Consider the following 24,341-nt stretch of genomic DNA (forward strand, 5'->3'; position numbering starts at 1 on the left):
AGAGGGTCGAATAAAGTTGGTAGTTTGGGGTTAGCCGAAGCTGCAGAGGGTCGAATAAAGTTGGTTTGGGGTCGCTGAGGTCACTTGTACTCGGACAGAAAGTTGCACAACCTGCAGAAAGTACAGTTATTTTCCCAGAAATTCCTCGTTGAATCCGACGACCTGCAAAAAATACAGTAGAATCGAGCGGTTTAACGGGTTTCAGCCTTTTTTTCGAAAACATCATGTACAAAATGCAGGTGGAAGAGCGCTTTTTCGCTAAAAGAGCAAAATCTACTGTAGTAAATGCAGGTCGTCCAACAAAATCTATGACCCAATAGAGGTTTTCTCACAGATCTGGCGCGAGGATCTGTCGAGAAAGCCTCTTTGTTTATCTTGCCTCTCTCTGGGGACGTTGGACGTCGGGGCTCGATAGAAGTAGAAGCTCCCGCGAAGCCCCAGCCCCTACCAAGCCCCAGCCCCTACCAAGCCCCAGCCCCTACCAAGCCCCAGCCCCTACCAAGCCCCTACCTGAATCTAAGGCTGCTCCATCAGTTGCTTCAGCTTGGATTTCGTCGAAGTTTCCGGGGCGGGCGTGTAGATGCTGCATCTGAGATCCGTGCCCCCGTGTACCTGCAGCGACGTTAGCTGGAAAAGCATTTTCCTCGCTTTGGCGTGTCTGAACTCCAGGAGCACCTCCGGGGCGGAGCTCACCTTGCTTTGCTCCCAGAGTCGATTGAAGTCCGGATGCGTGCCCTTCATTTCCTCCAGAAACTCCGCGTACCATTCATCCTCTACGTATTGACCGTAGTAAGCCCGGAAGATCGCCAAAAATCCGCTGGCGAATTGCTCCCAATTCACGGCGAGCCGCTGAAACTCTTTTCTCGTGAATAACAGGCGTATCATGTTTCTTTGTTCGGGCGGAATGAGCTCGAAATTCAGGAATACGTGGGAGGCCGCATCGTTCCATCCGACGATCTGGCACTTGCGGTCCGATATGATCGTCGGGCAATAGGTAAGCTCTTGAAGAATCATGCGCAAGGAAGGGCTGATCTGGGGAAGCTCCTCCTCGCGATGGCTCAGTCCCGATGTCGTTTCCAGCGCGAGCGAGAACAAATACTTCCGCTCGTCCACGGTCAATCGCAAGGCCATGGCCACGTTATCCAACACGGATGAAGATACTTTGATGTCCCGCCCCTGTTCCAGCCAAGTGTACCAAGTATGGCTAACCCCGGCGAGCTGCGCGACTTCTTCCCGACGGAGTCCGGGGGTTCGTCTTCGGCCACCTGCCGGCAACCCTGCGGATTCGGGGGTAAGCTTCGCTCTTTGCGCTTTCAGGAATTGGGACAACGCTTGAAGTCTAGCTTGGGGATTCATGGCCTCACATCCTTGAGCTCGTTATCGTGTTACTTCTTATACTAGGATAAACAACAACTTGTACTAGGATATTGGGAGTGACATGATCATTGTAGACGGTTAATCAGGGACGATCAAGGAGGTATGGAACGATAATGGCTGCAAATCAAGCAAAACAATTAGAAAGAGTCGTCATTACGGGGATGGGGGCGATTACGCCGCTCGGGAACGATGTCGAGACATTCTGGAACCGGTTGGTTAAGGGGGATTCCGGAGTAACGAGAATCGATACTTTCGACACGGAGCGATATAAGGTTAAGATCGCGGGTCTTGTCAGGGATTTCGATCCGAAGGAGCTATTCGGTCTCAAGGAGGCCCGGCGCATGGATCGGTTCAGCCAGTTCGCGTTGGCGGCGGCCGATCAAGCGCTCAAGGACTCGGGGATCGATCTTGAACGGATCGATAAGGAACGTATAGGCGTATACGTAGGGTCGGGAATCGGCGGGCTTCGGACGCTGATGGACCAGCATACTCTGATAAGCGAACGCGGGCCGGAAAGGGTCAGTCCGACGCTTGTTCCCATGATCATATCGAATATGGCCGCGGCGTTAATCAGCATTAAGCTGGGCGCTTTGGGAGCGTCGTTATCTCCGGTTACGGCTTGTTCGATCGGGAATACGGCAATCGGCGAGGCGTTCCATCACATACAGGCGGGAAGAGCCGACATCCTTTTCGCGGGAGGCACGGACGCCGCCGTCAACGAACTCTCGCTAGCGAGCTTCTCCAATGCGACAGCGTTATCGACGAGGAACGACGAGCCGGAGCAGGCAAGTCGGCCGTTCGATGCCGGAAGGGACGGATTCGTCATGGGAGAGGGGGCGGGCATTCTCGTACTGGAATCGCTCTCCCATGCGTTAAGCCGCGGAGCTAAAATCCATGCGGAGGTCGTCGGTTACGCGGCAACCTCGGATGCGTATCACATGGTGGCGACCCATCCGGAGGGAGACGGAGCATACCGCGCGATGAAGCTTGCGCTTCAAGACGCGGACATTCAGCCTAGCGAAGTGGACGTGATCAGCGCGCATGCGACGAGCACGGAGCTCGGCGACAAATCGGAGACGGCGGCGATCAAGAAGCTGTTCGGCCAAGAGGCTTACCGCATTCCGGTAACGGCGAACAAATCGATGACGGGGCATACGTTAGGGGCGTCGGGAGGTCTGGAGGCGATCGCGCTCGTCAAAAGCTTGCAGAACGGCATTATCCCGCCGACGATTAACCAGCGACAGAGAGACGAGGATTGCGATCTGGATTATGTTCCGAACGAAGCGAGAACATCGGACCTCTCCATAGGCATGTCCAACTCGTTCGGCTTCGGCGGACATAATGCGGTCATTGTCTTGAAGAAGTATGGCGAGAACGTCTAAGCTCGAATATTGCGCCAACCTTTGCTTGGAGGTCGCCTAAGAGAGCCGCAGGGGGCGTTGCACCCCGCGGCTATTCGCGATATCTTAAGGGGAGGGAGGCGATTCGATCATGTCCACATTGATTCCGTCCGATTTATTCATTCGCAATGATCGAGAAGCCGCGATTGCCGCAAGGGCCGAACGACTGGCAGCTTCATTCGCGCTGCGAGCGCCGGAGCATGACCGCGATAGGTCGTTTCCATTCGCCAATTTCGCCGATATGAAGGATGCCGGCTATTTGACGCTGACCCTTCCGAGGGAATACGGCGGCGAAGAGGCCTCGCTCTACGAAATGGTGCTCTCGCAGGAAAGATTGGCCAGAGGCGACGGTTCGACCGCTCTCGCAGTCGGCTGGCACCTTGGTCAACTTATGCAATTACGTTTATCCCGCCCTTGGCCGGAACGATTATTCGCGAAGCTGTGCGAGGAGGTCGTGCAAGACGGGGCGCTTATTAACAATTTTTCAAGCGAGCGGGCAACGGGCAGCCCGACGCGCGGCGGCAAGCCGGAGACGAAGGCCGTTCGCGCGGATGGCGGGTGGCTGATCAGCGGACGCAAAAGCTATAGCACGTTAAGTCCGATCGTTCGCTTTTTCACCTTGACGGCCAGCATAGAAGGCAGCGATACGGTCGGTGAATTCCTCGTGCGCCAAGGACCGGGCGTTACGGTCGAGGAGACGTGGGATACGCTCGGCATGCGCGCGACGGGCAGCCACGATGTCTTGTTGGAACGGGTATTCGTTCCGGACGAGGATACGATCTTCGCGACCGGAATGCCGCCGAAGACGAAACTGCCCGACGAAGCGGGGGTTTTGCTGCATATCCCGGCATGTTACATCGGAATCGCTCATGCGGGGCGAGATTTCGCCTTGCGGTTCGCGCTCGACCATAAACCTAACTCGATCGGAAAACCGATCGCCGAGCTGCCGCACATCGAACGGCAGATTGGAATGATGGAGTCGGAGCTTATTTCTGCGAGGAGCTTCCTGTATTTCGTGGCGGATCGCTGGGATCGGCAACCGGAGCAACGCGAAGCGCTGAAGCCGGAGCTTGGATTGGCGAAGCTGCTCGCTACGAACGCGGCCATCCGAATCTTGGATCAGGCGATGCGCATCGTAGGCGGGGCGAGCTTGTCCAAGACATTGCCTTTGGAACGGATGTACCGGGACGTCAGGGCGGGGCTTCACAACCCTCCGATGGACGACGCGGTTATCCAAATGTTAGCGTTACGCGCGCTGCACGAACGGGCCGTTGACTTACAGTAAACCTCATCCCGTAAAGACCCATGCGATCGATTTCGCAAGGGTCTATTTTTTTGCCATAGGCATACATATATTGACAGTCGATATATAGGATGATAATATATCGTAAAACGATATAATGACAATCGATATAGAGAACGTGATGAGAGGAACATTGCCGATGAAAGACTTGAAGGAAATGCTCCCCCTGACGGAAGCCTTTTACTACATTCTTGTCGCCCTGTACGCGGAACCTTCGCACGGATACGGCATGATGCAGGACGTCGAGAAGATGAGCGGCGGACGGGTAAAGATCGGTGCAGGAACGTTATATACGGCGCTTAATACGCTGTTAAACAAAGGTTTGATCGACAATTTCCCCGTTCCCGAAGGGACGGACTCGCGGAGGAAAATGTACGAGATCACGCAAGACGGCAAAACGGTCGTGGCGGCGGAAATCGCAAGGCTGGAGGAACTTCTGGAGTCCGGGAAAAAGGCGATCGTCGCCAAGGGGGAATGAGCGGATGGAACCGCGTAGGGAGAAAAGGGTTCATCTATTTTTCAGCTGGAATTACGAGCAAGAGGAAGAGCGCCTTAACGAATTGTCCCTTCAAGGCTGGCATTTCGAGAAAGCGGGAGCGATCAAAGGTACGTTCGTTCAGGATAAAACGATACGTTATACGTATCGGCTAGATTATCAAACCGGACTAAAGGCCGAGAAAAAAGAAGAGTACGTCGAGCTATACCGGGATGCCGGATGGGAGTACGTGAACTCATATGGGGCGATGTGGCACTATTATCGTCGGCCTTGGGAGCCGGGAGATCAACCTCGTCTATACTCGGACCGCGAATCGCTCGCCGCCTTGTACATGCGAATCCAAAAGGTAATGGCCGTCATGTTGCTCGTGAATTTCGTCATACTGTCCGCCAATTTGATGAATTGGCTCAGGTGGCTCGGCGAGAAGCATGTCGGATTTATTATCCCCGTGATCGCGATTTATTTGCTCGTCTTCGGTCTGCTCGGGTACGGCGTAGTGAAGATGGGCAAGAAAGCTAAAGCCGTCATGGAGTAGTGAGGAATGAGCTTCAACAATATTATTTTCAAAGAGAGAAGAAGCCTATGAACTTGATGGATATCGGCGAATTGTCGCCGAAGCAAATCGACGAAATATACGCTTTAACGGATGCAATAAAAGACGGGGCGGAACGGGATTCGTTAAAGGGGAAAACATTCGCGCTGTTTTTCCCGGAGTCCAGCCTGAGAACCCGGATTACCTTCGAGAAGGGAATCAAGGAGTTGGGCGGGGAGTGCATCCTGTTCCCTCCCGAAATGCTGGATAAGCGGGAACGGCTTGACGACGTGACGGGTTATGCGGCGAATTAGGCGGACGGCATAGTCGTCAGGCATGCGGACTTCGAGAAGCTCGAACGATTGTCCCGGCATTCCCCGATTCCTGTCATTAACGCGATGACTTCCGCCAATCATCCGTGCGAGATTTTGGCCGACTTTTATTCGATTAGTAGAAGGAAAGCCGACAGCAGGGAACTTGCGTATACTTTCGTCGGGCCGGGCGGCAACATTCTGAACTCGTGGATGGCGCTGGCGCGGGTGATGGACTTCAAGCTGACCCACGTCTGCGAGCCGGGGAACGAGCAGGCCGAGCCCGCTCGCAATTACGCGTTCGAAGCGAATCTCGAGACGGCGCTGGCGGGAAGCGACATCGTTCTTACGGATTCCTTGCGAGAGGAGTTTCGGCATGAGGCTTATATCCGGCACTACCAGATCACCCTGGACAGGATGAAGCTCGCGCGTCCCGGGGCTTTGTTAAATCCATGCCCGCCGTTTTTCCGGGGGGAGGAAGTCGCCGAGGACGTCATCGATTCGGACTTTTTCGCGGGGTATGCTTTCAAGAAGGATTTACTCTACGTACATCAAGCCATCGTACTCTATTGTCTAAGGAATTAAGCGAAGAGGGCCGGAATTCGCCGCGTTGCGGGCTTTCCGGTTCTTCGTTCGTCTATGGGTTAACTCCGGCGCGCTCCTGTGTTAAACTTTCGACTATAGCTGCAGAGCAGACCTATCGGACGATGTCGGTCCGGTTGAACATAGGATAAGAAAGACGGTCAGAGAGGAGAAGCGGAGCATGGAATTGACTTACTTGAAGACTTTCCGCGAAGTGTCGAAGTGGGGCAGCTTTACGAAGGCGGCCGAGGAGCTTGGATATGCGCAATCCAGCGTTACCGCGCAGATTCAGAAGCTCGAAGAGGCTTACGGGGCCGTCCTGCTGGAGAGGTATGGGCGGAAAATGAGGCTAACGGTCGCCGGCGAATCGCTGCTCGCCTATGCTCACGAGATCGTGCGGTTGAATGAGCAAGCGCGGGAACACGTATCCAAGCAATCCAAGGGCACTTTGACGATCGGCACGATCGAGACGCTAGCCGCGCATTTCCTGCCTCCGTACCTGCAAGCCTATCGCAAATCTTTTCCGGAGATGAACGTGATCTTGAGGCCTTCCAACGAGCCGGAGATCATCGAGGCCGTCCTTGACGGGGAGCAAGATATCGGAATTATACTCGATCCTCGTTTCGAGCATCCCGATCTTCACTGCCTGGTCCTGAGGGAAGAGGAGCTCGTCATCGCGGCGCATCCCAACCATCGGCTTGCGGGGCTCGAACGCGTCCGAGCGGAGGACTTGGAGAACGAATCCTTGATCCTGACGGAGGACGGCTGCTCCTATCGGGCGATGCTGCTTCAGTCGTTGAAGAACGGGCAAGTCGATTATCGGCTGGCCTACCAATTCGGCAATCAAGAAGCGATCAAGCAATGCGTGATCTACGAGCTGGGCATCGCTCTGCTGCCGCGGATCGTCGTCGCCGAAGACGTTCGCAACGGACGTATGGTTGCCGTACCTTTCGATAATCCCGCAAGTAAATTCTATACGCAGCTCATTTATTCGAAGAAAAAATGGCAGTCCAAGGCGTTTCTCGGATTCCTTGAATTGTTTGACGAAATGAATGATCGAAATCATCGATGAGGGTCATAGAATTCTATTGATAACTCCGATGCTTCAAAGCGTGTTAATGTAGTTTCAAGAAGCCGATACGCTTCGCGATTACGCCTATTGGAGGTCATTTGATATGAACGAGCCGCAACCGAAATACTCTCTCGTGCTCGAGACGCCCGCGGCTTCGCCGGAGGACACTCATCGGCACTATACGAACAAGTTAGCCGTCGAGACGGACGTGTCCGATGTGAGATACGATATGCTCCATGGATTAAACGAATTTACGCTGATCGACGTTCGCAGCCGTAAAGCCTATGGAGAATGCCGCATACCTGGAGCGATGAATCTGCCATCCGGGGAGATCGACGAAAAGACGACCGCGTCATTGCCGAAGGATCGGGTCATCGTCGTTTACTGCTGGGGACCGGCTTGCAATGGAGGGACGAAAGGCGCCGCGCGTCTATCGGGACTGGGCTTTAGAGTTAAGGAGATGCTCGGCGGAATCGAATACTGGCGCAGGGAAGGGAATCCGGTCGAAGGCGCGTTGGGAGAGGAGGCGACTCTCGTTGGATAGAGCGGCAGCGTTGAAAAAGCTGAACCATTGGATCATTGAGGTGCCTATCCGGGTACAGGAGATCCCGGAGGGTGAATTCGCCGAACGGCAACGTCCGGACAAATGGGCGAAAATAGAAATTCTCGGCCACTTATGCGATTCCGCGCTTACGAACCTGCAACGGTTCGTGCGGGCGCAATATGAGCCTGAGCCCTATAAGGTGTTGAAGTACGCGCAGAACGACTGGGTGGAGCTCATGAATTACCGGAGCCTGAGTACCGCTCGCGTCTTGGAGTTATGGGTGAGTTTGAACGGGCAAGCGGCCCACGTCATCGCGGGCATTCCTGATGATAAGCTGCAAGTTCCATGCGACAACGGCGGGGAGAGTGCAGTTACGTTGGAGTGGCTCGTGGTTGACTACGTCGAGCATCTGGAGCACCATTTGGGACAGATTTTCGGCGAATTGTGAAATAGAAAAAAGCCGTTCCAAGATTCCGATCACTATCGGAACCACGGGAACGGCTTTTTACGTAAGGAGTTTAGCTCGGATGGCGTCTTTTGTTCTGAAATCATGCTCGAAAGCGCGGCAGCTGCATGATTCCTGACGGTTCCAGGCGTGAAAAGGCGAAAATGTCGCTCGATACGATGAAAAACATCGTAACAGAAGCAAAACAGGCGTGAAATGGCGAAAATGTCACTCCATGCGATGAGAAACATCGTAAGAATGTGCGATATTGCCGAGAACCGCCCTGTTACGATGAAAAACATCGTAACAGGAGCAAAACAGGCGTGAAATGACGAAAATGTCGCTCGATGCGATGAAAAACATCGTAAGGGTATACGATATCGCCGAGAACCGCCCCGTTACGATGAGAGTTACTGTCGGGTAGGTGCGATACGGTACGTTTTTTCGGTTGTTGCCGCTTCGTCCGTCAAGCCCGCCGCGTCTTCCAGGCTCCAGCCGAACGATAGCACGGACGCCATGCGATCGCGTTCCGCGGAGGTCAGCGATGCGGTGGCCGACTCGTTGCCTTCTTCGAGGGCGAGTTCCGCCTGTTTGCCTAGAGCGACGAGAATCCAGCTACGAATGCCCCGTATGGTGTTGTACTTGATCTGATAGCCGTCGTTAACGGCGTTCCTGAACGTCTCCGGCTCCTGGCGCGCGAACGCGGCCAGCGCTTCGTAATCGAACTGGAAATCGCTATCGTCCTTCGGAAGCTCGCCGGCGCCCTCCTGGACCCGGCGAATCAATTCCTCGTTCGTCCATCCTAGAGACCGCAAGGATTCCACCATGAGGGAATCCCATTGCGACAGCTTCACTCTCGCTCCATTAGAAGTTGTCATGGGTTGTCTCTCTCCTCTCTCTCTGTAACTATGGTTTATTCAAGGCAAAGCTACGAAATGCCCAGGACTGACCTCGCGCAGCTCGTGCGCTTCGCCTTCCGCGATCGCGTCCGTCCAGACGATCCGCTCGCTGACGGCATGAGGATCCGGCACCGGAATCGCCGATAGCAAAGCTTGCGTGTAGGGGTGCAACGGGTTGTCGTACAGCTCGTCGCTGTCCGCGACCTCTACGAGACGTCCTTTGTACATAACGCCGATCCGATCGGAGATGTGCCGAACCATGGACAGGTCATGCGCGATGAATAAATAAGTCAATCCGAATTCCGCCTGCAGATCCTCGAGCATGTTCACGACCTGAGCTTGAACGGAGACGTCCAGCGCCGAGATCGGCTCGTCGCAGACGACGAAGTCGGGACGAACGGACAAGGCCCTCGCGATGGAGATGCGTTGACGTTGACCGCCGCTGAACTCGTGCGGATAACGGTACAAATGCTCGCGCTTAAGCCCGACTCTCTCGAGTAAAGCCGCGACGGCTTCCTTGCGCTCGTCTCCCGAGTAGAGGCCGTGAATGTTCATCGGCTCCCCGATCAATTCCAACACGTTCATTCCGGGATTCAGCGAAGAATAAGGGTCCTGGAAGATCGACTGGATTTTCCTGCGAAAAGGCTTTAACTGCTTCTCGTCGAGCGAGGATATATTTTGCCCGTCGAAGCGGACTTCTCCGGCAGTGTAATCGTATAGTCTGAGCAAGCAACGACCGACCGTCGATTTGCCGCTGCCCGATTCCCCGACAAGTCCGAAAGTCTCGCCTTGGCGAATCTGGAAGCTGACGCCGTCGACGGCTTTAAGTACGCCTGACGGACGCCCCAACAGGTCCTTGCTCTTGACGAAATGTTTCTTCAAATTACGAACGTCCACCAAAATCTTGGAGTCGTTGCTCATAGGGTCGCCTCCTTATGCCGGACGTCGCCGGATGCCGATTTCTCCGGGGGGTGGTCGTCTTCCGCCAACCAGCACAGGGAACGGTGACCCGGTCCGATATGGAACATCGGCGGGAGCTCCGCGCACTTGGCCATCGCGTGCGGGCAACGCTCCATGAACGGACAGCCCGGAGGCGGATCGAGCAAGTCCGGAGGCGTGCCTTCGATGGCGATGAGGCGCTCCCTGCCTCCGCCGGCTCTCTTCGGAACGGAACGGAGCAAGCCTAACGTATAGGGATGCTGGGCGCGGTAGAAAATGTCCTCTACCGTTCCTTCCTCCATGATCATTCCGCCATACATGACGATAACGCGGGTGCATACCTGCGCCACGACGCCCAGATCGTGGGTAATGAGGGCGACGGCCGTGTCGGGATTCGCCTTAAGCTGTTTAAAAAGCTCCAAAATCTGTGCTTGAATCGTCACGTCGAGCGCGGTGGTCGGCTCGTCCGCGATAAGCAGCTCCGGGCTGCACGAGAGCGCCATCGCGATCATGACGCGTTGCCGCATGCCGCCGCTGAATTCGTGCGGATATTGGCGCACGCGGCGCTCGGGATCGGCGATGCCGACCTCCCGGAGCAAACGGATCGCTTCGGCGAGCGCCTCGTCCGCTTTAAGTCCCCGATGACGGCGGATGACTTCCGTCATCTGATCTCCGATCCGTTTGACCGGGTTGAGCGAGGTCATCGGATCCTGGAAAACCATCGAGATTCGGTTGCCGCGCAGCTTGCGCCATGTTTTCTCCGGCAAGTCGTTCAGACGTTCGCCGCGGAATTCGATGCTTCCCGCGATAATCTCGCCCGGAGGTTGGATGAGGGACATAATCGCTTTGGCGGTTACGCTCTTGCCGCTGCCCGATTCTCCGACGATGCCGACGGTTTCGCCGGCGTCGATATGGAAGCTGACGCCGCGAACCGCTTGATTGTCTCCGTCTCGCGTACGGAACGAAACGCGCAAGCCGTCGACGGACAATAACCGTTCTGTCATAGGTGATTCACTCCTTCTCTGCCTCGGTTAGACCGTCCGTCTATCTGCGCCCGAGCTTCGGCTCGAAGCCGACGCGCAGAATATCGCCTAGAATATTAAAGCTCAGCACCGTGAGCAAGATCAGCAAACCGGGGAACAGCGCAAGGTTCGGAGAATTCACGACATAGCTTTGCGCGTTGTTCAACATGCTGCCCCAAGTCGCGTTCGGGGGCTGTACCCCGAAACCGAGAAAGCTCAGGGAGGACTCCATCAAGATGGCGGACGCGATATTGTTCGTCGCGCCGACGATGATGACGGGGACGAGGTTCGGTAAAATATGTTTCAGAATAATGCCGAAAGAGTTCTGTCCCGATGCCCGGGCGTACAAGACGTACTCTCGGGTTTTCAGCGACAGCGTCTCGGCCCTGACGATCCGGGCAATATTCATCCACATCAGGAACGCGATGATGACGATAATATTGCCGACGCTCGGACTCAAGAAAACGCTGAGGAGCAAGAGGACAAGGAACGACGGGATGGATAAGAACACCTCGAGGAGGCGCATTAGCAAATTGTCGATCCAACCTCCGAAATAACCGCTGACGATGCCGATCGTCGCGCCGATGCCCGTAGAGAGAATCATGGATGCGAAGCCTACCATCAGGGAAACCCGACCGCCGTATAAAGCGCGCGTGAAGTAGTCGCGCCCGTAATCGTCGGTTCCGAACAAGTGATGGAGGCTCGGGGGTTGAAGCTTGGCCGTAATGTCCAGCGCATTCGGATCCATAGGCGACAGGAACGCGAATGCGGCTGCTAGCGTGAAGATGGCGAGAATGGAGAGGGCGGCGATGCCGAACGCGTTCGAGAACAGCTCGTTTCGGACATTGCGCCATTTGCTGCGGTTCATGAGCTCACCTCTCCCAATTTGATTCTCGGATCGGCAACGCCGTACAAGATATCCGCTAACAGATTACCGAAAACGAGCAGTAGCGCGGAAAATATCGTAATGCCCAGAATGACGGGGTAATCCATGCCCCGAACCGCGGTCATCCCAAGCGATCCGATGCCCGGCCAAGAAAATACCGTTTCCGTAACTAGCGCTCCCGTGACCAGATCGCCGATGGAAAGCCCCAGCAAAGTAATAACGGGGAGCAGAATATGCTTCATGACGTGCCGGAATAGCACGGTCGATTTTTTGGAACCGAAAGCGTACTGGATTTGCACGTAATCTTCTTTTAACTGGCTGATCGTGCCGGAACGGATATAACGCAAGTAACTCGCGAGAAAGCCGAACGTCAATACGGCGCACGGCAGAATGCCGTGTTTAATAATATCCCAAGCCGAATTCTGGCCGATCGTACGCATGCCCATGCTAGGCAGCCAGTGAAGCTTGATGGCGAATAAATAGATCGCCAGAATGCCGAGCCAGAAGGTCGGGACCGAAATGCCGATATAAGCAAAGAGATTAATGGCTTTGTCTATGAAACGATTGCGATTAGATCCCGCGATCAGGCCCAGAGGAATGGCGATCAGAATCGCAAGAGCGATCGAGATGCCCATCAAGCCCGCCGTAGCGGGAATCCGGTCCACAATCTGATCGAACACGGGTTGGTGGTTTACGAGCGAATAACCTAAGTTGCCGGACAAGCATTCCATGAGCCAATGATAATACTGAACGTAGGCCGGCTGGTCCAATCCTAGGTTATGACGGATTCGTTCGATGTCCTCGGCATGCATGTTCGGCGTGACGAAAGAGAGCACCGGGTCGCCGGGAGCTAACTTGACCAACCCGAAACATACGACGGATACGACGAACAGCAACGGTATGGCTTGCAGTAGTCTTCTTGCGATGAGTTGTCTCATACGTTACGTTCTCCCTGCTGTTCCTAATAAAAGTCGATTTCGTGCAAAAAAATAAGCTGAACGTTCCAGCTTATTTTCTCGCTTAAAAGCTTATTTCAAGTAAATTTTAGACAAGTCTTCGAAAATAACAACCGGCTTCAGCACCGCTTCGTCCAATCCGCCGTAACGTTTGTCGACCGCTACGATCGTTTTCGTGTAAGCGACCGGGTAGATCGGAGCATCTTCGGCGATCAAATTCTGCAGTTGAACGTAAGCTTCGCCGCGTTTCGTCGCGTCAGCTTCGCCCGCGCCTTGTACGAATAAAGCATCGACTTCTTTGTTCGAATAATGCGTGTAGTTGGAGGTGCTGTTCGTTTTGTACAGAATGCTATAAGCGTCTGGATCGTAACCCATGATGTAGCCCGCGTAAGCGAGTTCGAAATCTTTGGCGTTCGGATCAACGAATTTCTGCCCGTAAGCGGAAGCGTCCATGTTCTTGAGCTCGACGGTGATTCCGACGGCTTTCAGCTTCTGTTGCACGTATAGGGAAGCAGCTTCTTGAGCTTTGTTGCCGCTCGATACGATGAAGCGCAGCTTCAGGTTCTTAACGCCTGCGGCTTCCAACAGTTGCTTCGCTTTGTCCGCGTCGTTGTCGAAGGAAGGAACGTCGTTCGTGTGGAACAACCCGTCCGGAGTAACGAACGATTTGGCTGGATCCGCGTAGTCTTTGGAGCTATAAGCGGTTGCGATTAATTCGTCGCGGCTAAGGGCGTAAGAAATCGCTTGGCGAACTTCTTTTTTCCCGAGGACGCCGGTGTCGCTATTCTCGTTGAACAGCAGGTAAGCCAGACGACCTTCGCTGTAAGGAAGAATGTCGAAGTTTTTCGTAGCTTCGATCGTTCCTACATCTTGAGGGTCGAGATATTTGACGTTAATCTCGCCGTTCTGAAGCGCCAGGTTGGCTGCGTTCGTATCTTTGGCAATCCGGTAAGTAACGGAATCCAAGTGAGGCTTGCCTGCGAAATAGTTGTCGAAACGCTCAAGCGTAACGTATTCGCCGGTTTTGTACTCTTTGAACTTGAACGGACCGGAGCCGATCGGAGCCGCGTTTTTCGTGCTTTTCTCGATATTGTCTTCCTTCTCGAAAATATGCTTCGGAATCGGCGTCAGTTGCACGAGCGTCGCTTCGAAAGCCGGGCTCACTTGCGGAAGCTTGAAGTCTACCGTCGTGTCGTCGACTTTAACGACTTGGATCGGTTTGCCGCCGATGATCAAGTTCTCGCGGAAGAAGCTGTTTTGCTTCTCGTCGAGAATCTTGTCGAACGTGAACACGACATCGTCCGCGGTCAGCGGTTGGCCGTCATGCCACGTCAAGCCGCTCTTGAGTTTCAGCGTATAGGTCAGGTTATCGGCCGAAGGCGTCAGGCTGTCGGCCAGGTAGAATGTCTTCACGCCGTTATTGACTTGGAACAAAGGAGCGTACAACGATTGGTCGATCGTAAGGCTGACACGATCTCCCGCGTAGTTCGGATTAAGAATGACGGGATCGGCGCCAACTGCTATAATGAGATTTCCGCCGTCTTTGGGCTGGGAGCTTCCGCTCGCCGACGGAGAAGCCTGGGCGGTGTTGTCGCCGTTGCTAGCCGTATTGCCGTTATTGTTGTTGCCGGAGCAAGCGCTCACGACCAGGGTTAGTAAAGTTACTGCCGCGATACCGAATATTTTCTTGCGCATCTTTCTCATCCTCCATGACTATCTTGCCTCGATGTAATAGGTTGAATTGTACATCGGATTACTCGGAATTGCAATAGATATCCGAAAAATCGATAGCGAGCCTATGATTTGCAATAAAATGGGTTTTTATCCGGTGCGCCTGTCCCGAACTTCCTGCACTTCGTTCTCCTAGTTGTTTAAAAGTCATACATATAGAAGATAAACGCAAGAATTGCGAGAGTAGCTGCTTTAATCCAAGTGGTTGTCGGTTACTTCTGCTTTATCCAATAAAAGCCCGAATTAGTTGCTCGAATGCAGCTATTTCGGGCTTTTTCGTCCGTTAGGCGAGAATAGTTCCTTTAGTGTAATTTAATGTTGCCAGGCCAACTTTAGCGGTGTCATCGGGTCACTTTCGAAGTCTAAATTACGATATAATTAGGAAGATATTTCTATTGATGGAGGAGGGGGAAACAAATGAAGAAAGTTTTGACCATCATAGTGGCATGCTTGTTGATGATGAATGCTTCGTCGGTTTATGCGGCGAACGCGAAAACCGTACCGGCCGTCAAGACGACCGCGGCGGCACCGAAACCGATAACACTGACGATTAACTACGAGAAGGCCGAGCTTAATCCGGGGCCAGTACTGCAGAACAACACGATCTATCTTCCGTTAAGCGCGTTAAGCAAGATGGGCATTACCGTCATCATCGGCGCGGACAAAACGACGCTAACCTTAAAGAAGCAATGGAACTCGGTCGTGATCGCGCTTGGCGCCGCGACGATCAAGGTCAATAACGAGACGGAGAAACTCGCGCAGCCGACCGTGAAAATCAACGGAGCCTTATATGTCCCGTCGGCGATCTTGTCCAAGTATTTCGGCAAAGGCGTCAGATGGGATAACAAAACGAAGGTGCTTTCCCTGATCGATTTCGATTCGCAGTTGCACCTCGCGCTGCAACGTAACGATCTCGCGTACTTCGGCAAATTATTGAACGATGGGTTAAACGCTACCGAGACCATCGATCTGATTCTTAAGTATCAACAGGATGCGGCTTGGATTCAGGCGGCGTTGAAGGCGGGGGCGGATCCGAATCCGTATTTCTACGAAGCGGTCATCAGCAAACAGGCCGGAGCGGTACAAGCACTGCTCGACTCTGGCAAAGTCGATCTACACTCGACTCCTCCCATAATGGGAGAAAATTCTTACTTGAGTCAGGCGTTCAAGATTTACACGGTTTACGGATACGATTCCCAAGGGAAGAGGAAGAGCTTCAAGGCGCCTAGATCTTACGAGATCGCCGAAATGCTGGTTGCGCACGGCCTTCAAGCCACTTCTACCGATGCCTACTTCGCGATGGCGGAAAGGGAGACGGAATGGTTCGACTGGATGCTCGGCCATGGCGCGGATCCTAACGGCGAGACGCTAAAAATGGTTACTGTGGACGAGTCGCATAACGCGATTGCTTTCTATGATTTATTAACTGCGGTTGACCGGCCCGCGACTCAGAAATTGATCGTGTCGCAATATATGGTGACCGGTTGGAACCCAAGCCCGGAGAATATGAAAAATCTCGAAATGTTAGTGCTGAAATATAACGCAAGTCTCTCGCCGTTAAGTCAGCCTCAACTTGACCGGCTGCTCTACCTGGCCCAATCGAACAATATGCAGGCACTTACGGATGCGCTTGTGGCCGCGGGGGCTAAGTAAATCTACGGACATCGCGATTCTTTAGGACTTTGACGGGAAATGCGGGGCATGTTACTGTCAGATTAAAATAACAATCGGAGGGGTTACCATGATCGTCGTCACGACGGAAAATATTTCGGGTTACCGCATTGATAAAGTGTTAGGCCATGCTTTCGGAGTAACGGTAAGGAGCCGCGGAATCGGGGGCAACGTCACGGCTTCCATTCGCAGTATTTTCGGAGGCGAGATCAAGGAATACACGGAGATGATCGAGGACGCCCGCAAGGCCGCGATCGATCGGATGATCAAGAACGCCCATGCGATGGGGGCGAACGCCGTCGTGATGATGCGTTTCGATTCGGGAGAAATCGGACAGACGATGTCCGAGATCGTCGCCTACGGTACGGCGGTCGTCATCGAAAGGGATTGATTTCGTGGAGTGGGTTGTCATTATGTATCTAGTCGTGGGAGCTCTGATCGTTGCGTTATCCCTGATCGGCACGGCAATTTACCGGCGTCGCAGATTAGGACCGAACGAGCATCCGCCGCGGGGTTTCGTTCCGACGGATGAATTATCCATCGATCCGACGACCGGCGTCAAGCAACGGGTGTGGTTCAACCCAACAACCGGCGAACGGCATTATCAGAACGTCGGGGAAGATCGCAAGGCTTGATCATGTAGAGATAGGAGGGCCGAACTCCCGATAACGAAGGGGTTCGGCCCTTGCTGCGTCTTATTAAGCTTGGATAATGGAAGAGAGTCTATCGTGAATAGGGCCTTTGAACACGCCGCCGTGATAACAGACGACCGTATCGATCTCAAGCTCTAGCAGCCTCCTTAAGGAGGCTAGCGCTGTCGGCATATCGAGCGTGGAGACGGGATCCGGACCGCGCAGATCGCCATCGACTACGGTTAGCGAGTCGCCGGCAATGAGCGTTCGGGATGGCTTATGATAGAGACCGATGTGACCTGGCGTATGTCCCGGCGTATCGATTACGTCTATTTCGCCGCACCAAGGGAGAGTTTCTCCTCCGGAAATAGTACGGTCGACGGGTGCGCTTGGAGGATTCAGCATGAGCGCTTTTAGTCCTTGCTTGAAGGATTCCGGCACTTGCGAGGGCATCCGGTCGATGCTGGCGATCGCTTCGTCGGTGAAGCGAATTAATCGGCGTTCCCCTTCGATATACGGCTTCTCGTCGGGATGGGCGAGTACTTCGATTGGCGTAGAGATACGTTTGAGAAGGTCCGGGAGATTGCCGATATGGTCAATATCTTGGTGGGTAAGAACGATGCGGTTAAGTCGTTCGATCGGGACGCCGCAACGTTTAATCTCCTCCTGCAAGGAATCAAGCTGTCTTGGGAAACCTGTATCCACGAGCACGACGTCCTGATCGTCCCAGAGCAAGGCGAGGTGGACGGTATCGACGCGGCCCATGACGGGCGCGGATATATCTAGCGTAGCTATTCCAGGGGCGATAAACAATTTACACCACTCCTCAAATGAAAATGCAAAAACATAATACCCGGCCGGGATATCGTGCCTCTATCATATGAGAATCGTGGTGAGATGTAAATTGGTAAATTAATTATTATAACACAAAAATATTTATTTGTCAATACTATAATCGAAAGAAATAGAAGGAGATTGGAGGCTTCGATATGCCGAGTTCACGAATTTACATCAGACCTCTGGAAATAACGGATGCGGAGGAATTGCTTGCCCTTAGAGTCTGTAATCGGAGCTTTCTTCAGCCTTTCGAGCCGATCCGCTTGGAAGGTTATTGGACGCTGGAGGAGCAGCGAAATCTGATTGCTGCAAGCGTGCAAGGAGGCTTGGCACCTCAATTCCGCGCTTTCGGAATCTTCCTGAAGGAAGGGAACGACCTTGTTGGCCGAATCGAATTGTCCGGAATCGCCCGCGGACCTTTCCAGAACGCGAATGTCGGTTATTTCCTCGACCAAGCGCATAATGGCAAAGGTTACGCGACGGAGGCGGTTTCCGATTGCGTCTCCTATGCGTTCGGCGAGCTAGGATTACATCGCGTTCAGGCCGGGGTCATGCCGAGAAACTTGCCGTCGAAGCGGGTGCTAGAGAAAGCGGGGTTCCGCTACGAAGGCTTAGCCCGTCGTTACTTGAACATTAACGGGACATGGGAAGATCATGAACTGTATGCGATAACCGTCGAGGATTGAGAAAAAATAAGGACTCCCCCGCACGGAGTTACTGCTTCGGACGAAGTAACTGCCAGCAAAAGGGACTCCCCGTACGGAGTTACTGATTCGGACGAAGTAACTGGCTGCTAAAAGGACTCCCCGCACGGAGTTACTGCTTCGGACAAAGTAACTGCCAGCAAAAGGGAGCACCTCGCACGGAGTTACTGCTTCGGACGAAGTAACTGCCAGCAAAAGGGAGCACCTCGCACGGAGTTACTGCTTCGGACGAAGTAACTGCCAGCAAAAGGGAGCACCTCGCACGGAGTTACTGCTTCGGACGAAGTAACTGCCAGCAAAAAAGGAGCACCATACACGGAGTTACTGCTTCGGACGAAGTAACTGCCAGCAAAAGGGACTCCCCGTACGGAGTTACTGCTTCGGACGAAGTAACTCCCAGCAAAAAGGGACTCCCCGCACAGAGTTACCGCTTCGGACGAAGTAACTGCCAGCAAAAGGGAGCTCCCCGCACGGAGTTACTGCTCCAGACGAAGTAACTGCCAGCAAAAGGGAGCTCCCCGCACGGAGTTACTGCTCCAGACGAAGTAACTGCCAGCAAAAGGGAGCTCCCCGCACGGAGTTACTGCTCCAGACGAAGTAACTTCCAGCAAAATGGAGCTTCCGTAAGGAATTACTGCTTCGGACGAAGTAACTGCCACGCAGGCTTCCCCAAATCGTTCGATAGCCTGATAATGTTGTAGGACTCCCTCCAGTTGCCTTACGCGAGAATACGCATAAAGGCAGTCTCCGGAGGGGATTTTCCACCTAGAGACTGCCTTTACTACGTGCGAAGTTCAGAAGAACGGACCTTGAACGGAGCAACCGGGAAATGGATTGATGTCTTGGATCGTATTGAGCGGGTACTGTTTGGTTGCGAACTGGCTTTGGTACAGGTATTCCAGAAGTACCGCGACGCCTGCGGTAACGCTGCACAATATTCCGGTTACCCCTTGGCCGTTCGACAACGAAACGCCTACGGGCTGACCGACGAGGGTGGCGGCCTTCGCGTATAATGGCGATTGCAGCAAGCGAACATCACCTCCCGTAGCCATTGTATGTCAGGCGACCGCCCGGGGTTTCGGAAGCGCGGAGCGGATTAAGAATCGAAGCTATAGGTTCGGGTTGCGGCGTCCCAACGGTAAGCGATATCCAAAGCTTTGCATACGAAATCGAAAGGAACCATCGTGGTGCTGGAGAACGTGCCTGAAGTCGTAAGCAGCCGCGGGGCGTCTTTGACGACTTTTCCGTTAACCGTAGCGGTTGGCTCTTTGCTTGATTGAACAAAGACGACGGACTTGTCGCCGCGCGAGAACGTCCATATGTTGTAGACGGCGTTATGCTGAAGCGCGTCGGGTTTGGAGTAACTGAGCTTTACCTGAACGCCGATTTTCTCCCATAGTCCCGCGCGGGGGACCGCGAGCTGTCCGTTGTCGTAGCCCGGGGACAAAACCAGCTTCAGGGTTTGGCCGTTCACCGCGAATCCGATCGGTTCGGGTACGACCCGGGGTTTCGTATCGAGGTTGCCGTTCATGTAAGTACCCGCGCTAGGCAGCGCGCTATTTCCCCATGCGTACAAGGTTCCGTCCTTGGCGAGCGCCAGCGCTTTATTATCTCCGGCGGAGATTTGCACGATATTCGATAAGCCCGGGATTTTGCCCGGCTTGCTCGAATAAGCGGATTCTCCTCCCGATTGCCATACCGTGCCGTCCGACCGGATCGCGATCAATTGGGTCGTTCCCAGCTTAAGCGCGGCAATGTGATCCAATCCTTTTACGCTCACGGGTTTGAGGCTGATGCTGCCGATGATTTTCCCCCATCTCATTACGGTTCCGTCTGCCTGCAGGGCGGCGGATTGATAACGGTCGGCGGCGATCGCCTTCACCTCGGTTAAACCCTTTACTTGCTGCGGCACGAACTGCTGCTCTTTGCTTCCGTTGCCGATCTCGCCATAATCATTTTGTCCCCACGACCATACGGTGCCGTCTTTCTTGAGCGCCAGAACATGGTAGGCTCCGGCTTCGATCGTAACGACATCGGTTAGATCGGGCACTTGAACGGGAACGGACGGATCTTTGAACAGACCTTGCTCCTGTCCGCGAAGAAGGTCGTTGCCCCACGACCACACCGTACCGTCTTCCAGCAATACGGCCGCGGTGCGGTTTCCTAGCGCGATCTGTTTCACGTTCTGCAAACTGGTTAGTTGCGTGAAGGTGTTGAACGAATCGGCGGAACTGGTCGTTTCGTTGCCGGGACAGCTTCTTCCGCTGCGCCATACGGTGCCGTCCCGAAGGAGCGCCATCGAGCATCTGTTGCCCGCGGCCACTTGCTTTACGCCGGCAAGATTCGCGATCGGTTCGGGGATATACTGTTCGTAGTTGTTGCCGTTGCCGAGCTGGCCGTACTTGTTCCAGCCCCAAGCGGCTACGGTACCGTCCTTGTATGCCAAGAGGGCGTGTCCTTCTCCGATATCCATGCTTGCGATCGGGAATGTTACAGGTAGCGTTGCCGCCGAAGATGATCCTAACATAAGAAGTGAGATAACCATCGTTCCTAGAAGAGCGACCGTTAAAGATTTTATCCTTAAAGCTGTCGTTTCGATCATGTTTCCACCTCGGTATTGGTAATGAGTTCACGCCTTTCTATAGACGCGATTCCCAAAAATTAGTTGCAAATGATATGCTAAGGAAAAATAGACGGGCTCCCGTACAGCCCTAATGAAGGAGATCATTGCAATGGCGAATTCCGATCAAAAAATCAAGACGTTCCTCATGTTCTCCGGTCAAGCGGAAGAAGCGATGAATTTGTACGTATCCCTGTTCGATCGTTCGGAAATCTTAAGTCTCCTTCGGCACGGAGCAAACGGAGCCGGAGAAGAGGGGACGGTCCAGCTTGCGAGGTTCTCCCTGAACGGGCAAACGTTCATGTGCATCGACAGTAACTTTAAGCATGCGTTTACTTTTACCCCTGCGATTTCCCTGTACGTGAATTGCGATTCCGAAGAGGAGATCGATCGCGTGTTCGGCAGATTATCCGAGGGAGGCAGCGTCCTCATGCCGCTTGCGGAATACCCTTTCAGCAAGAAATTCGGATGGGTTGCCGACAAGTACGGCGTAACCTGGCAATTAAGTCTCAATCCATAACCGGCCAAGCGACGAAATAAGAAATTGCTTACACAAACCTAACAAACCATCTGTACTTTTTCGCGGAAGATTGTATGCTAGAAAGAGGCTGACAACTAGCTGCAACATCCACAGAAGAGAGATGGTTTTACTTGGGGAGTCAAACAAACAACAGATTGAAATTGGATTACCTGGACGTGTTTCGTTCCATCGCGATTTTGGCCGTAATCATGATTCATACGACGGGTTATGCCGTTGGGGCTTTGCCTAAGGAAGATTCGTTATATCCGCTTTATTTGATCCTTAACTCGGCGTCTCATTTCTCGGTCCCTGCGTTCCTGTTCTTGAGCTCGCTAGTCCATTTTTACAATTACGATGGACGAACCAGCATACAATGGGGAACTTTCTACTTGAAAAGAATTCTTACCGTTGTCGTTCCATATGTCGTTTGGTCGATTATTTATTTCTTGCTCGTCACATACAACAACGGGTCGTCGGTAGAGGAACGGTTGCCCGACTTCTTCAAAAACTTATTATACGGCAGCAATTACACACATCTGTATTTCCTCGTCATCATGATCCAATTTTTCGTGTTGTTCCCGTTCATGCTCTGGATTGCCCGCTATAAGTGGGTACGTTCGAATTTGATCTTGATCGGAATCCTGCTGCAGGTCGCTTTCTATCTTGGCAATTATTACGAATTCCACATGACCAAGATCGGTACCTTCGTGGGCTCGTACTTCATCTATTTGTTCGTTGGCGCGTACGCGGGTATTCGTCTGCAAAAGACGGGAAGTCTCGTGGAAAAACGGCATCGGAAAGTCATCTTGTACATATTGGTCATAGTATTAGGCGCGGCGCATGTTACGCATGTGTTCCTGATTACTTATTATCCTCACTACATTGGGCTGCCTTATCGTTCCTGGATCAATTTCGTGACGGTGTACGGGTTCTGCGCGCTTTGCAGCATCGCCTTGATTCCGATTTCGGCTTGGTTGTTCAAGAACGGGGGCGTTATCGCCAATTGGCTAAAGGGAATCGGAATCGCTTCGTTCGGCATCTATCTCGTTCATCCGCTTGTTTTGTTTATTTGGAGAAATAAAATCATGAGCAACTTCCCGAACTATTTCCATCTCTTCGTTCTGGGAAGCGGATTAGCAGCGCTCTTCGTTTCTTGGTTATTCGCCGTGCTCGTACGCAAATCGCGGTTAAGTAGCAAGGTGCTGCTGGGCGAGAGGTAAGCTAGTAGCTCAGAATCTTAATTTTACAAACCGTCCACTAAAGCCGAAAGTCCGCAACCATGCGGGCTTTCGGCTTTTTGCGCATTAAACCGTATGGTCTGACCTTGAAAAAGCAAACCTAAGTTATAAAGTTCCTGCATTGTTCGACATCGTTCGGATACAAGATAATGGGGGTACATCAAAGCAAGGGGGATTACAAACAAAATGACAAAGAAACCTTTCAAGACTGTTGGTGTCGTACTCGCGTCGAGCTTGCTCACGTTGAGCTTGGCGGCATGCGGATCGAACAATAACAACGCTGCTCCTTCCGGAAGCCCTGCGGCATCCGGCTCGGCAAGCCCGAACAAGGGCGAGAAAGTAACGCTGACGTTCCAGAACATCTACCCGGACGAGACTTCGCCGAGCGCGAAAGCCATGCACCAACTGGTTGCCCAATACGAGAGCGAGCACCCGAACGTTAAGATCGAGCTTGATACTCTGAACACGGATCAACAGAAGCTGAAGCTCAAAACGCAAGCGGCTTCCAAAGAAATCCCCGATATCACGATGGTTAACCCAGCGGCGCAAATGAAGCCTTTCGTCGATGCGAAATTGTTCGCTCCTCTGAACGACGTTCTCGACAAAAACGGCCTGAAAGATACGTATCAAGGCGGCTTGCTCGATAACTACAGCTTCGACGGCAACGTATACGCTCTGCCGGACGGCAACAATATCGAAGTCGTATTCTACAACAAAGAATTGTTCGCTCAAGCGGGCATCGACAAAATCCCGACTACGTTCGACGAGTTCTTGGCCGACGTTAAAGCTTTGAAAGCCAAAGGCATCACGCCGCTGGCGATCGGCGAGAAAGACACTTGGACAGGCTCGTTCTTGTTCATGAACATCCTGCTTCGCACGAACGGCGGTCCTGGCTTCCTGAAAGACGTAGTTGCCGGAACGAAAACGTTCAACGATCCAGCCTTCACGACGGCGGTCGCGAAATTCGAAGAGCTTGTTAAAGCGGGTGCATTCCCTGACGGCGCGACTTCCATTGACGCTAACGCGGGTTCCAACATCTTCAAAACCGGTAAAGCCGCCATGTTCATCCTTGGAACTTGGGAAACAGGCGCGATCGATTCCTCTTCCGTTGCGGGTAAAGTCGGAGCGTTCCAATTCCCGACAGTCGACGGCAAAGGCGATCTGAACGACTTCATGCTTGCTCCGGGAACTGGCTTCGCGCTTTCCGCGAACAGCAAACACCTGGACGTTGCCAAAGACTTCTTGAACTTCTACACGCTCAACCTGCCTAAAGTGCAGTTCGACCTGAAAAACGCAGTAGGTCAACCGCAAAAAGTCGACGGAGATCTGAAAGCTGCCGGTTATTCCGACCTTGCGATCGAAGTCATGGACCTGTTCTCGAAAGTTAAAGGCGGAGACCTCAGCTTCGATAACACGATGAACCCTGCGGTATCTCAAGTCCACTTGAACGCTTTGCAGAACCTGTTCGTTCAATCCGTAGATCCTGCCGCGGTAGCTAAAGAACACCAAACGGCTTTCGAAGCTAATAAATAAGCCCAACGATTACCCGATACGTTCACGGATGCGAAGGAGCGGCGAATGCGCTGCTCCTTCGTGTTCGGGCTTATCTTATCCGTATATAAGG

General features: G+C 53.2%; 25 protein-coding genes and 1 pseudogene. 16 read left to right on the forward strand and 10 right to left on the reverse strand.

Features of this window, described 5'->3' with window-relative positions; translation table 11 throughout:
• Positions 1 to 516 precede the first annotated feature (516 nt).
• Entirely contained in the window at positions 517 to 1,356 is an 840-nt protein-coding gene (locus D7Z26_RS22480) for a helix-turn-helix transcriptional regulator (RefSeq protein WP_120979266.1), read from the reverse strand.
• Between the two features lie 134 nt (positions 1,357 to 1,490).
• Between D7Z26_RS22480 and fabF the strand changes: the two genes are divergently transcribed.
• The 9 genes and pseudogenes from fabF to D7Z26_RS22520 all read left to right on the forward strand — a co-directional run bounded on the left by fabF (position 1,491) and on the right by D7Z26_RS22520 (position 8,065).
• The gene (gene fabF / locus D7Z26_RS22485) at positions 1,491 to 2,759 is read left to right on the forward strand and encodes a beta-ketoacyl-ACP synthase II (RefSeq protein ID WP_120979267.1); all 1,269 of its coding nucleotides are present in this window, start codon (positions 1,491 to 1,493) and stop codon (positions 2,757 to 2,759) included.
• A 109-nt stretch (positions 2,760 to 2,868) separates the two neighbouring features.
• Positions 2,869 to 4,062, forward strand: a complete 1,194-nt coding sequence (locus tag D7Z26_RS22490) for an acyl-CoA dehydrogenase family protein (RefSeq protein ID WP_120979268.1) — start codon at positions 2,869 to 2,871, stop codon at positions 4,060 to 4,062.
• Positions 4,063 to 4,219: 157 nt separating this feature from the next.
• On the forward strand, positions 4,220 to 4,558 hold the full coding sequence (locus D7Z26_RS22495; protein ID WP_120979372.1) for a PadR family transcriptional regulator: 339 nt from the start codon (positions 4,220 to 4,222) through the stop codon (positions 4,556 to 4,558).
• 4 nt (positions 4,559 to 4,562) lie between these two features.
• The gene (locus D7Z26_RS22500; RefSeq protein ID WP_120979269.1) at positions 4,563 to 5,111 is read left to right on the forward strand and encodes a DUF2812 domain-containing protein; all 549 of its coding nucleotides are present in this window, start codon (positions 4,563 to 4,565) and stop codon (positions 5,109 to 5,111) included.
• A gap of 56 nt (positions 5,112 to 5,167) precedes the next feature.
• Positions 5,168 to 5,548 (forward strand): annotated as a pseudogene (locus tag D7Z26_RS27570) (ornithine carbamoyltransferase); the annotation flags it as partial.
• The gene (locus D7Z26_RS27865) at positions 5,537 to 6,004 is read left to right on the forward strand and encodes a hypothetical protein (RefSeq protein WP_267901018.1); all 468 of its coding nucleotides are present in this window, start codon (positions 5,537 to 5,539) and stop codon (positions 6,002 to 6,004) included. The pseudogene D7Z26_RS27570 and the gene D7Z26_RS27865, both read left to right, overlap by 12 nt.
• 178 nt (positions 6,005 to 6,182) lie before the next feature.
• Positions 6,183 to 7,073, forward strand: a complete 891-nt coding sequence (locus D7Z26_RS22510; RefSeq protein ID WP_120979270.1) for a LysR family transcriptional regulator — start codon at positions 6,183 to 6,185, stop codon at positions 7,071 to 7,073.
• A gap of 103 nt (positions 7,074 to 7,176) precedes the next feature.
• Positions 7,177 to 7,617 carry a rhodanese-like domain-containing protein gene (locus D7Z26_RS22515; RefSeq protein WP_120979271.1) on the forward strand — a complete coding sequence of 147 codons (441 nt, stop codon included), beginning with the start codon at positions 7,177 to 7,179 and terminating at the stop codon, positions 7,615 to 7,617.
• Positions 7,610 to 8,065, forward strand: coding sequence for a DinB family protein (locus D7Z26_RS22520; protein ID WP_120979272.1), 456 nt, complete (start codon positions 7,610 to 7,612; stop codon positions 8,063 to 8,065). The genes D7Z26_RS22515 and D7Z26_RS22520 overlap by 8 nt, the downstream gene beginning before the upstream one ends.
• A 407-nt stretch (positions 8,066 to 8,472) precedes the next feature.
• On the opposite strand, the gene D7Z26_RS22525 is transcribed toward D7Z26_RS22520, so the two are convergent.
• From D7Z26_RS22525 to D7Z26_RS22550, 6 genes are all read right to left on the reverse strand, one after another.
• Positions 8,473 to 8,940 (reverse strand): hypothetical protein, encoded by a 468-nt coding sequence (locus tag D7Z26_RS22525; RefSeq protein ID WP_199731764.1) that lies wholly within the window; start codon positions 8,938 to 8,940, stop codon positions 8,473 to 8,475.
• 39 nt (positions 8,941 to 8,979) lie between these two features.
• On the reverse strand, positions 8,980 to 9,882 hold the full coding sequence (locus D7Z26_RS22530) for an ABC transporter ATP-binding protein (RefSeq protein ID WP_120979273.1): 903 nt from the start codon (positions 9,880 to 9,882) through the stop codon (positions 8,980 to 8,982).
• Positions 9,879 to 10,904 (reverse strand): ABC transporter ATP-binding protein, encoded by a 1,026-nt coding sequence (locus tag D7Z26_RS22535; protein ID WP_120979274.1) that lies wholly within the window; start codon positions 10,902 to 10,904, stop codon positions 9,879 to 9,881. The genes D7Z26_RS22530 and D7Z26_RS22535 overlap by 4 nt, the downstream gene beginning before the upstream one ends.
• Positions 10,905 to 10,944: 40 nt before the next feature.
• The gene (locus D7Z26_RS22540) at positions 10,945 to 11,790 is read right to left on the reverse strand and encodes an ABC transporter permease (protein ID WP_120979275.1); all 846 of its coding nucleotides are present in this window, start codon (positions 11,788 to 11,790) and stop codon (positions 10,945 to 10,947) included.
• Entirely contained in the window at positions 11,787 to 12,746 is a 960-nt protein-coding gene (locus tag D7Z26_RS22545; RefSeq protein ID WP_120979276.1) for an ABC transporter permease, read from the reverse strand. The genes D7Z26_RS22540 and D7Z26_RS22545 overlap by 4 nt, the downstream gene beginning before the upstream one ends.
• A 90-nt stretch (positions 12,747 to 12,836) precedes the next feature.
• On the reverse strand, positions 12,837 to 14,459 hold the full coding sequence (locus D7Z26_RS22550) for an ABC transporter substrate-binding protein (RefSeq protein ID WP_120979277.1): 1,623 nt from the start codon (positions 14,457 to 14,459) through the stop codon (positions 12,837 to 12,839).
• A 453-nt stretch (positions 14,460 to 14,912) separates the two neighbouring features.
• Between D7Z26_RS22550 and D7Z26_RS22555 the strand changes: the two genes are divergently transcribed.
• The 3 genes from D7Z26_RS22555 to D7Z26_RS22565 all read left to right on the forward strand — a co-directional run bounded on the left by D7Z26_RS22555 (position 14,913) and on the right by D7Z26_RS22565 (position 16,801).
• On the forward strand, positions 14,913 to 16,148 hold the full coding sequence (locus tag D7Z26_RS22555) for a copper amine oxidase N-terminal domain-containing protein (protein WP_120979278.1): 1,236 nt from the start codon (positions 14,913 to 14,915) through the stop codon (positions 16,146 to 16,148).
• Positions 16,149 to 16,236: 88 nt separating this feature from the next.
• Positions 16,237 to 16,557: a heavy metal-binding domain-containing protein gene (locus tag D7Z26_RS22560; RefSeq protein ID WP_120979279.1), complete on the forward strand. Its 321-nt coding sequence runs from the start codon at positions 16,237 to 16,239 to the stop codon at positions 16,555 to 16,557.
• 22 nt (positions 16,558 to 16,579) lie between these two features.
• A complete protein-coding gene (locus tag D7Z26_RS22565) occupies positions 16,580 to 16,801 on the forward strand; it encodes a hypothetical protein (protein ID WP_120979280.1) in 222 nt (73 codons plus the stop codon).
• Between the two features lie 63 nt (positions 16,802 to 16,864).
• Here D7Z26_RS22565 and D7Z26_RS22570 read toward each other — a convergent pair whose 3' ends face one another.
• Positions 16,865 to 17,611, reverse strand: coding sequence for an MBL fold metallo-hydrolase (locus tag D7Z26_RS22570; protein ID WP_233567124.1), 747 nt, complete (start codon positions 17,609 to 17,611; stop codon positions 16,865 to 16,867).
• A 176-nt stretch (positions 17,612 to 17,787) separates the two neighbouring features.
• Between D7Z26_RS22570 and D7Z26_RS22575 the strand changes: the two genes are divergently transcribed.
• On the forward strand, positions 17,788 to 18,321 hold the full coding sequence (locus D7Z26_RS22575; RefSeq protein ID WP_120979281.1) for a GNAT family N-acetyltransferase: 534 nt from the start codon (positions 17,788 to 17,790) through the stop codon (positions 18,319 to 18,321).
• A gap of 812 nt (positions 18,322 to 19,133) precedes the next feature.
• Here D7Z26_RS22575 and D7Z26_RS22580 read toward each other — a convergent pair.
• On the reverse strand, positions 19,134 to 19,367 hold the full coding sequence (locus D7Z26_RS22580) for a hypothetical protein (RefSeq protein WP_233567126.1): 234 nt from the start codon (positions 19,365 to 19,367) through the stop codon (positions 19,134 to 19,136).
• A 68-nt stretch (positions 19,368 to 19,435) separates the two neighbouring features.
• On the reverse strand, positions 19,436 to 20,941 hold the full coding sequence (locus D7Z26_RS22585) for an RCC1 domain-containing protein (RefSeq protein ID WP_120979283.1): 1,506 nt from the start codon (positions 20,939 to 20,941) through the stop codon (positions 19,436 to 19,438).
• Between the two features lie 130 nt (positions 20,942 to 21,071).
• Between D7Z26_RS22585 and D7Z26_RS22590 the strand changes: the two genes are divergently transcribed.
• The 3 genes from D7Z26_RS22590 (at position 21,072) to D7Z26_RS22600 (ending at position 24,250) form a co-directional block, all read left to right on the forward strand.
• Positions 21,072 to 21,479 (forward strand): VOC family protein, encoded by a 408-nt coding sequence (locus D7Z26_RS22590; protein WP_120979284.1) that lies wholly within the window; start codon positions 21,072 to 21,074, stop codon positions 21,477 to 21,479.
• A gap of 131 nt (positions 21,480 to 21,610) precedes the next feature.
• The gene (locus D7Z26_RS22595; protein WP_147423888.1) at positions 21,611 to 22,699 is read left to right on the forward strand and encodes an acyltransferase; all 1,089 of its coding nucleotides are present in this window, start codon (positions 21,611 to 21,613) and stop codon (positions 22,697 to 22,699) included.
• 204 nt (positions 22,700 to 22,903) lie between these two features.
• Positions 22,904 to 24,250 carry an extracellular solute-binding protein gene (locus tag D7Z26_RS22600; RefSeq protein WP_120979286.1) on the forward strand — a complete coding sequence of 449 codons (1,347 nt, stop codon included), beginning with the start codon at positions 22,904 to 22,906 and terminating at the stop codon, positions 24,248 to 24,250.
• Positions 24,251 to 24,341: the final 91 nt, after the last annotated feature.

This window comes from Cohnella endophytica (assembly GCF_003628305.1).
GTDB lineage: Bacteria > Bacillota > Bacilli > Paenibacillales > Paenibacillaceae > Cohnella > Cohnella endophytica.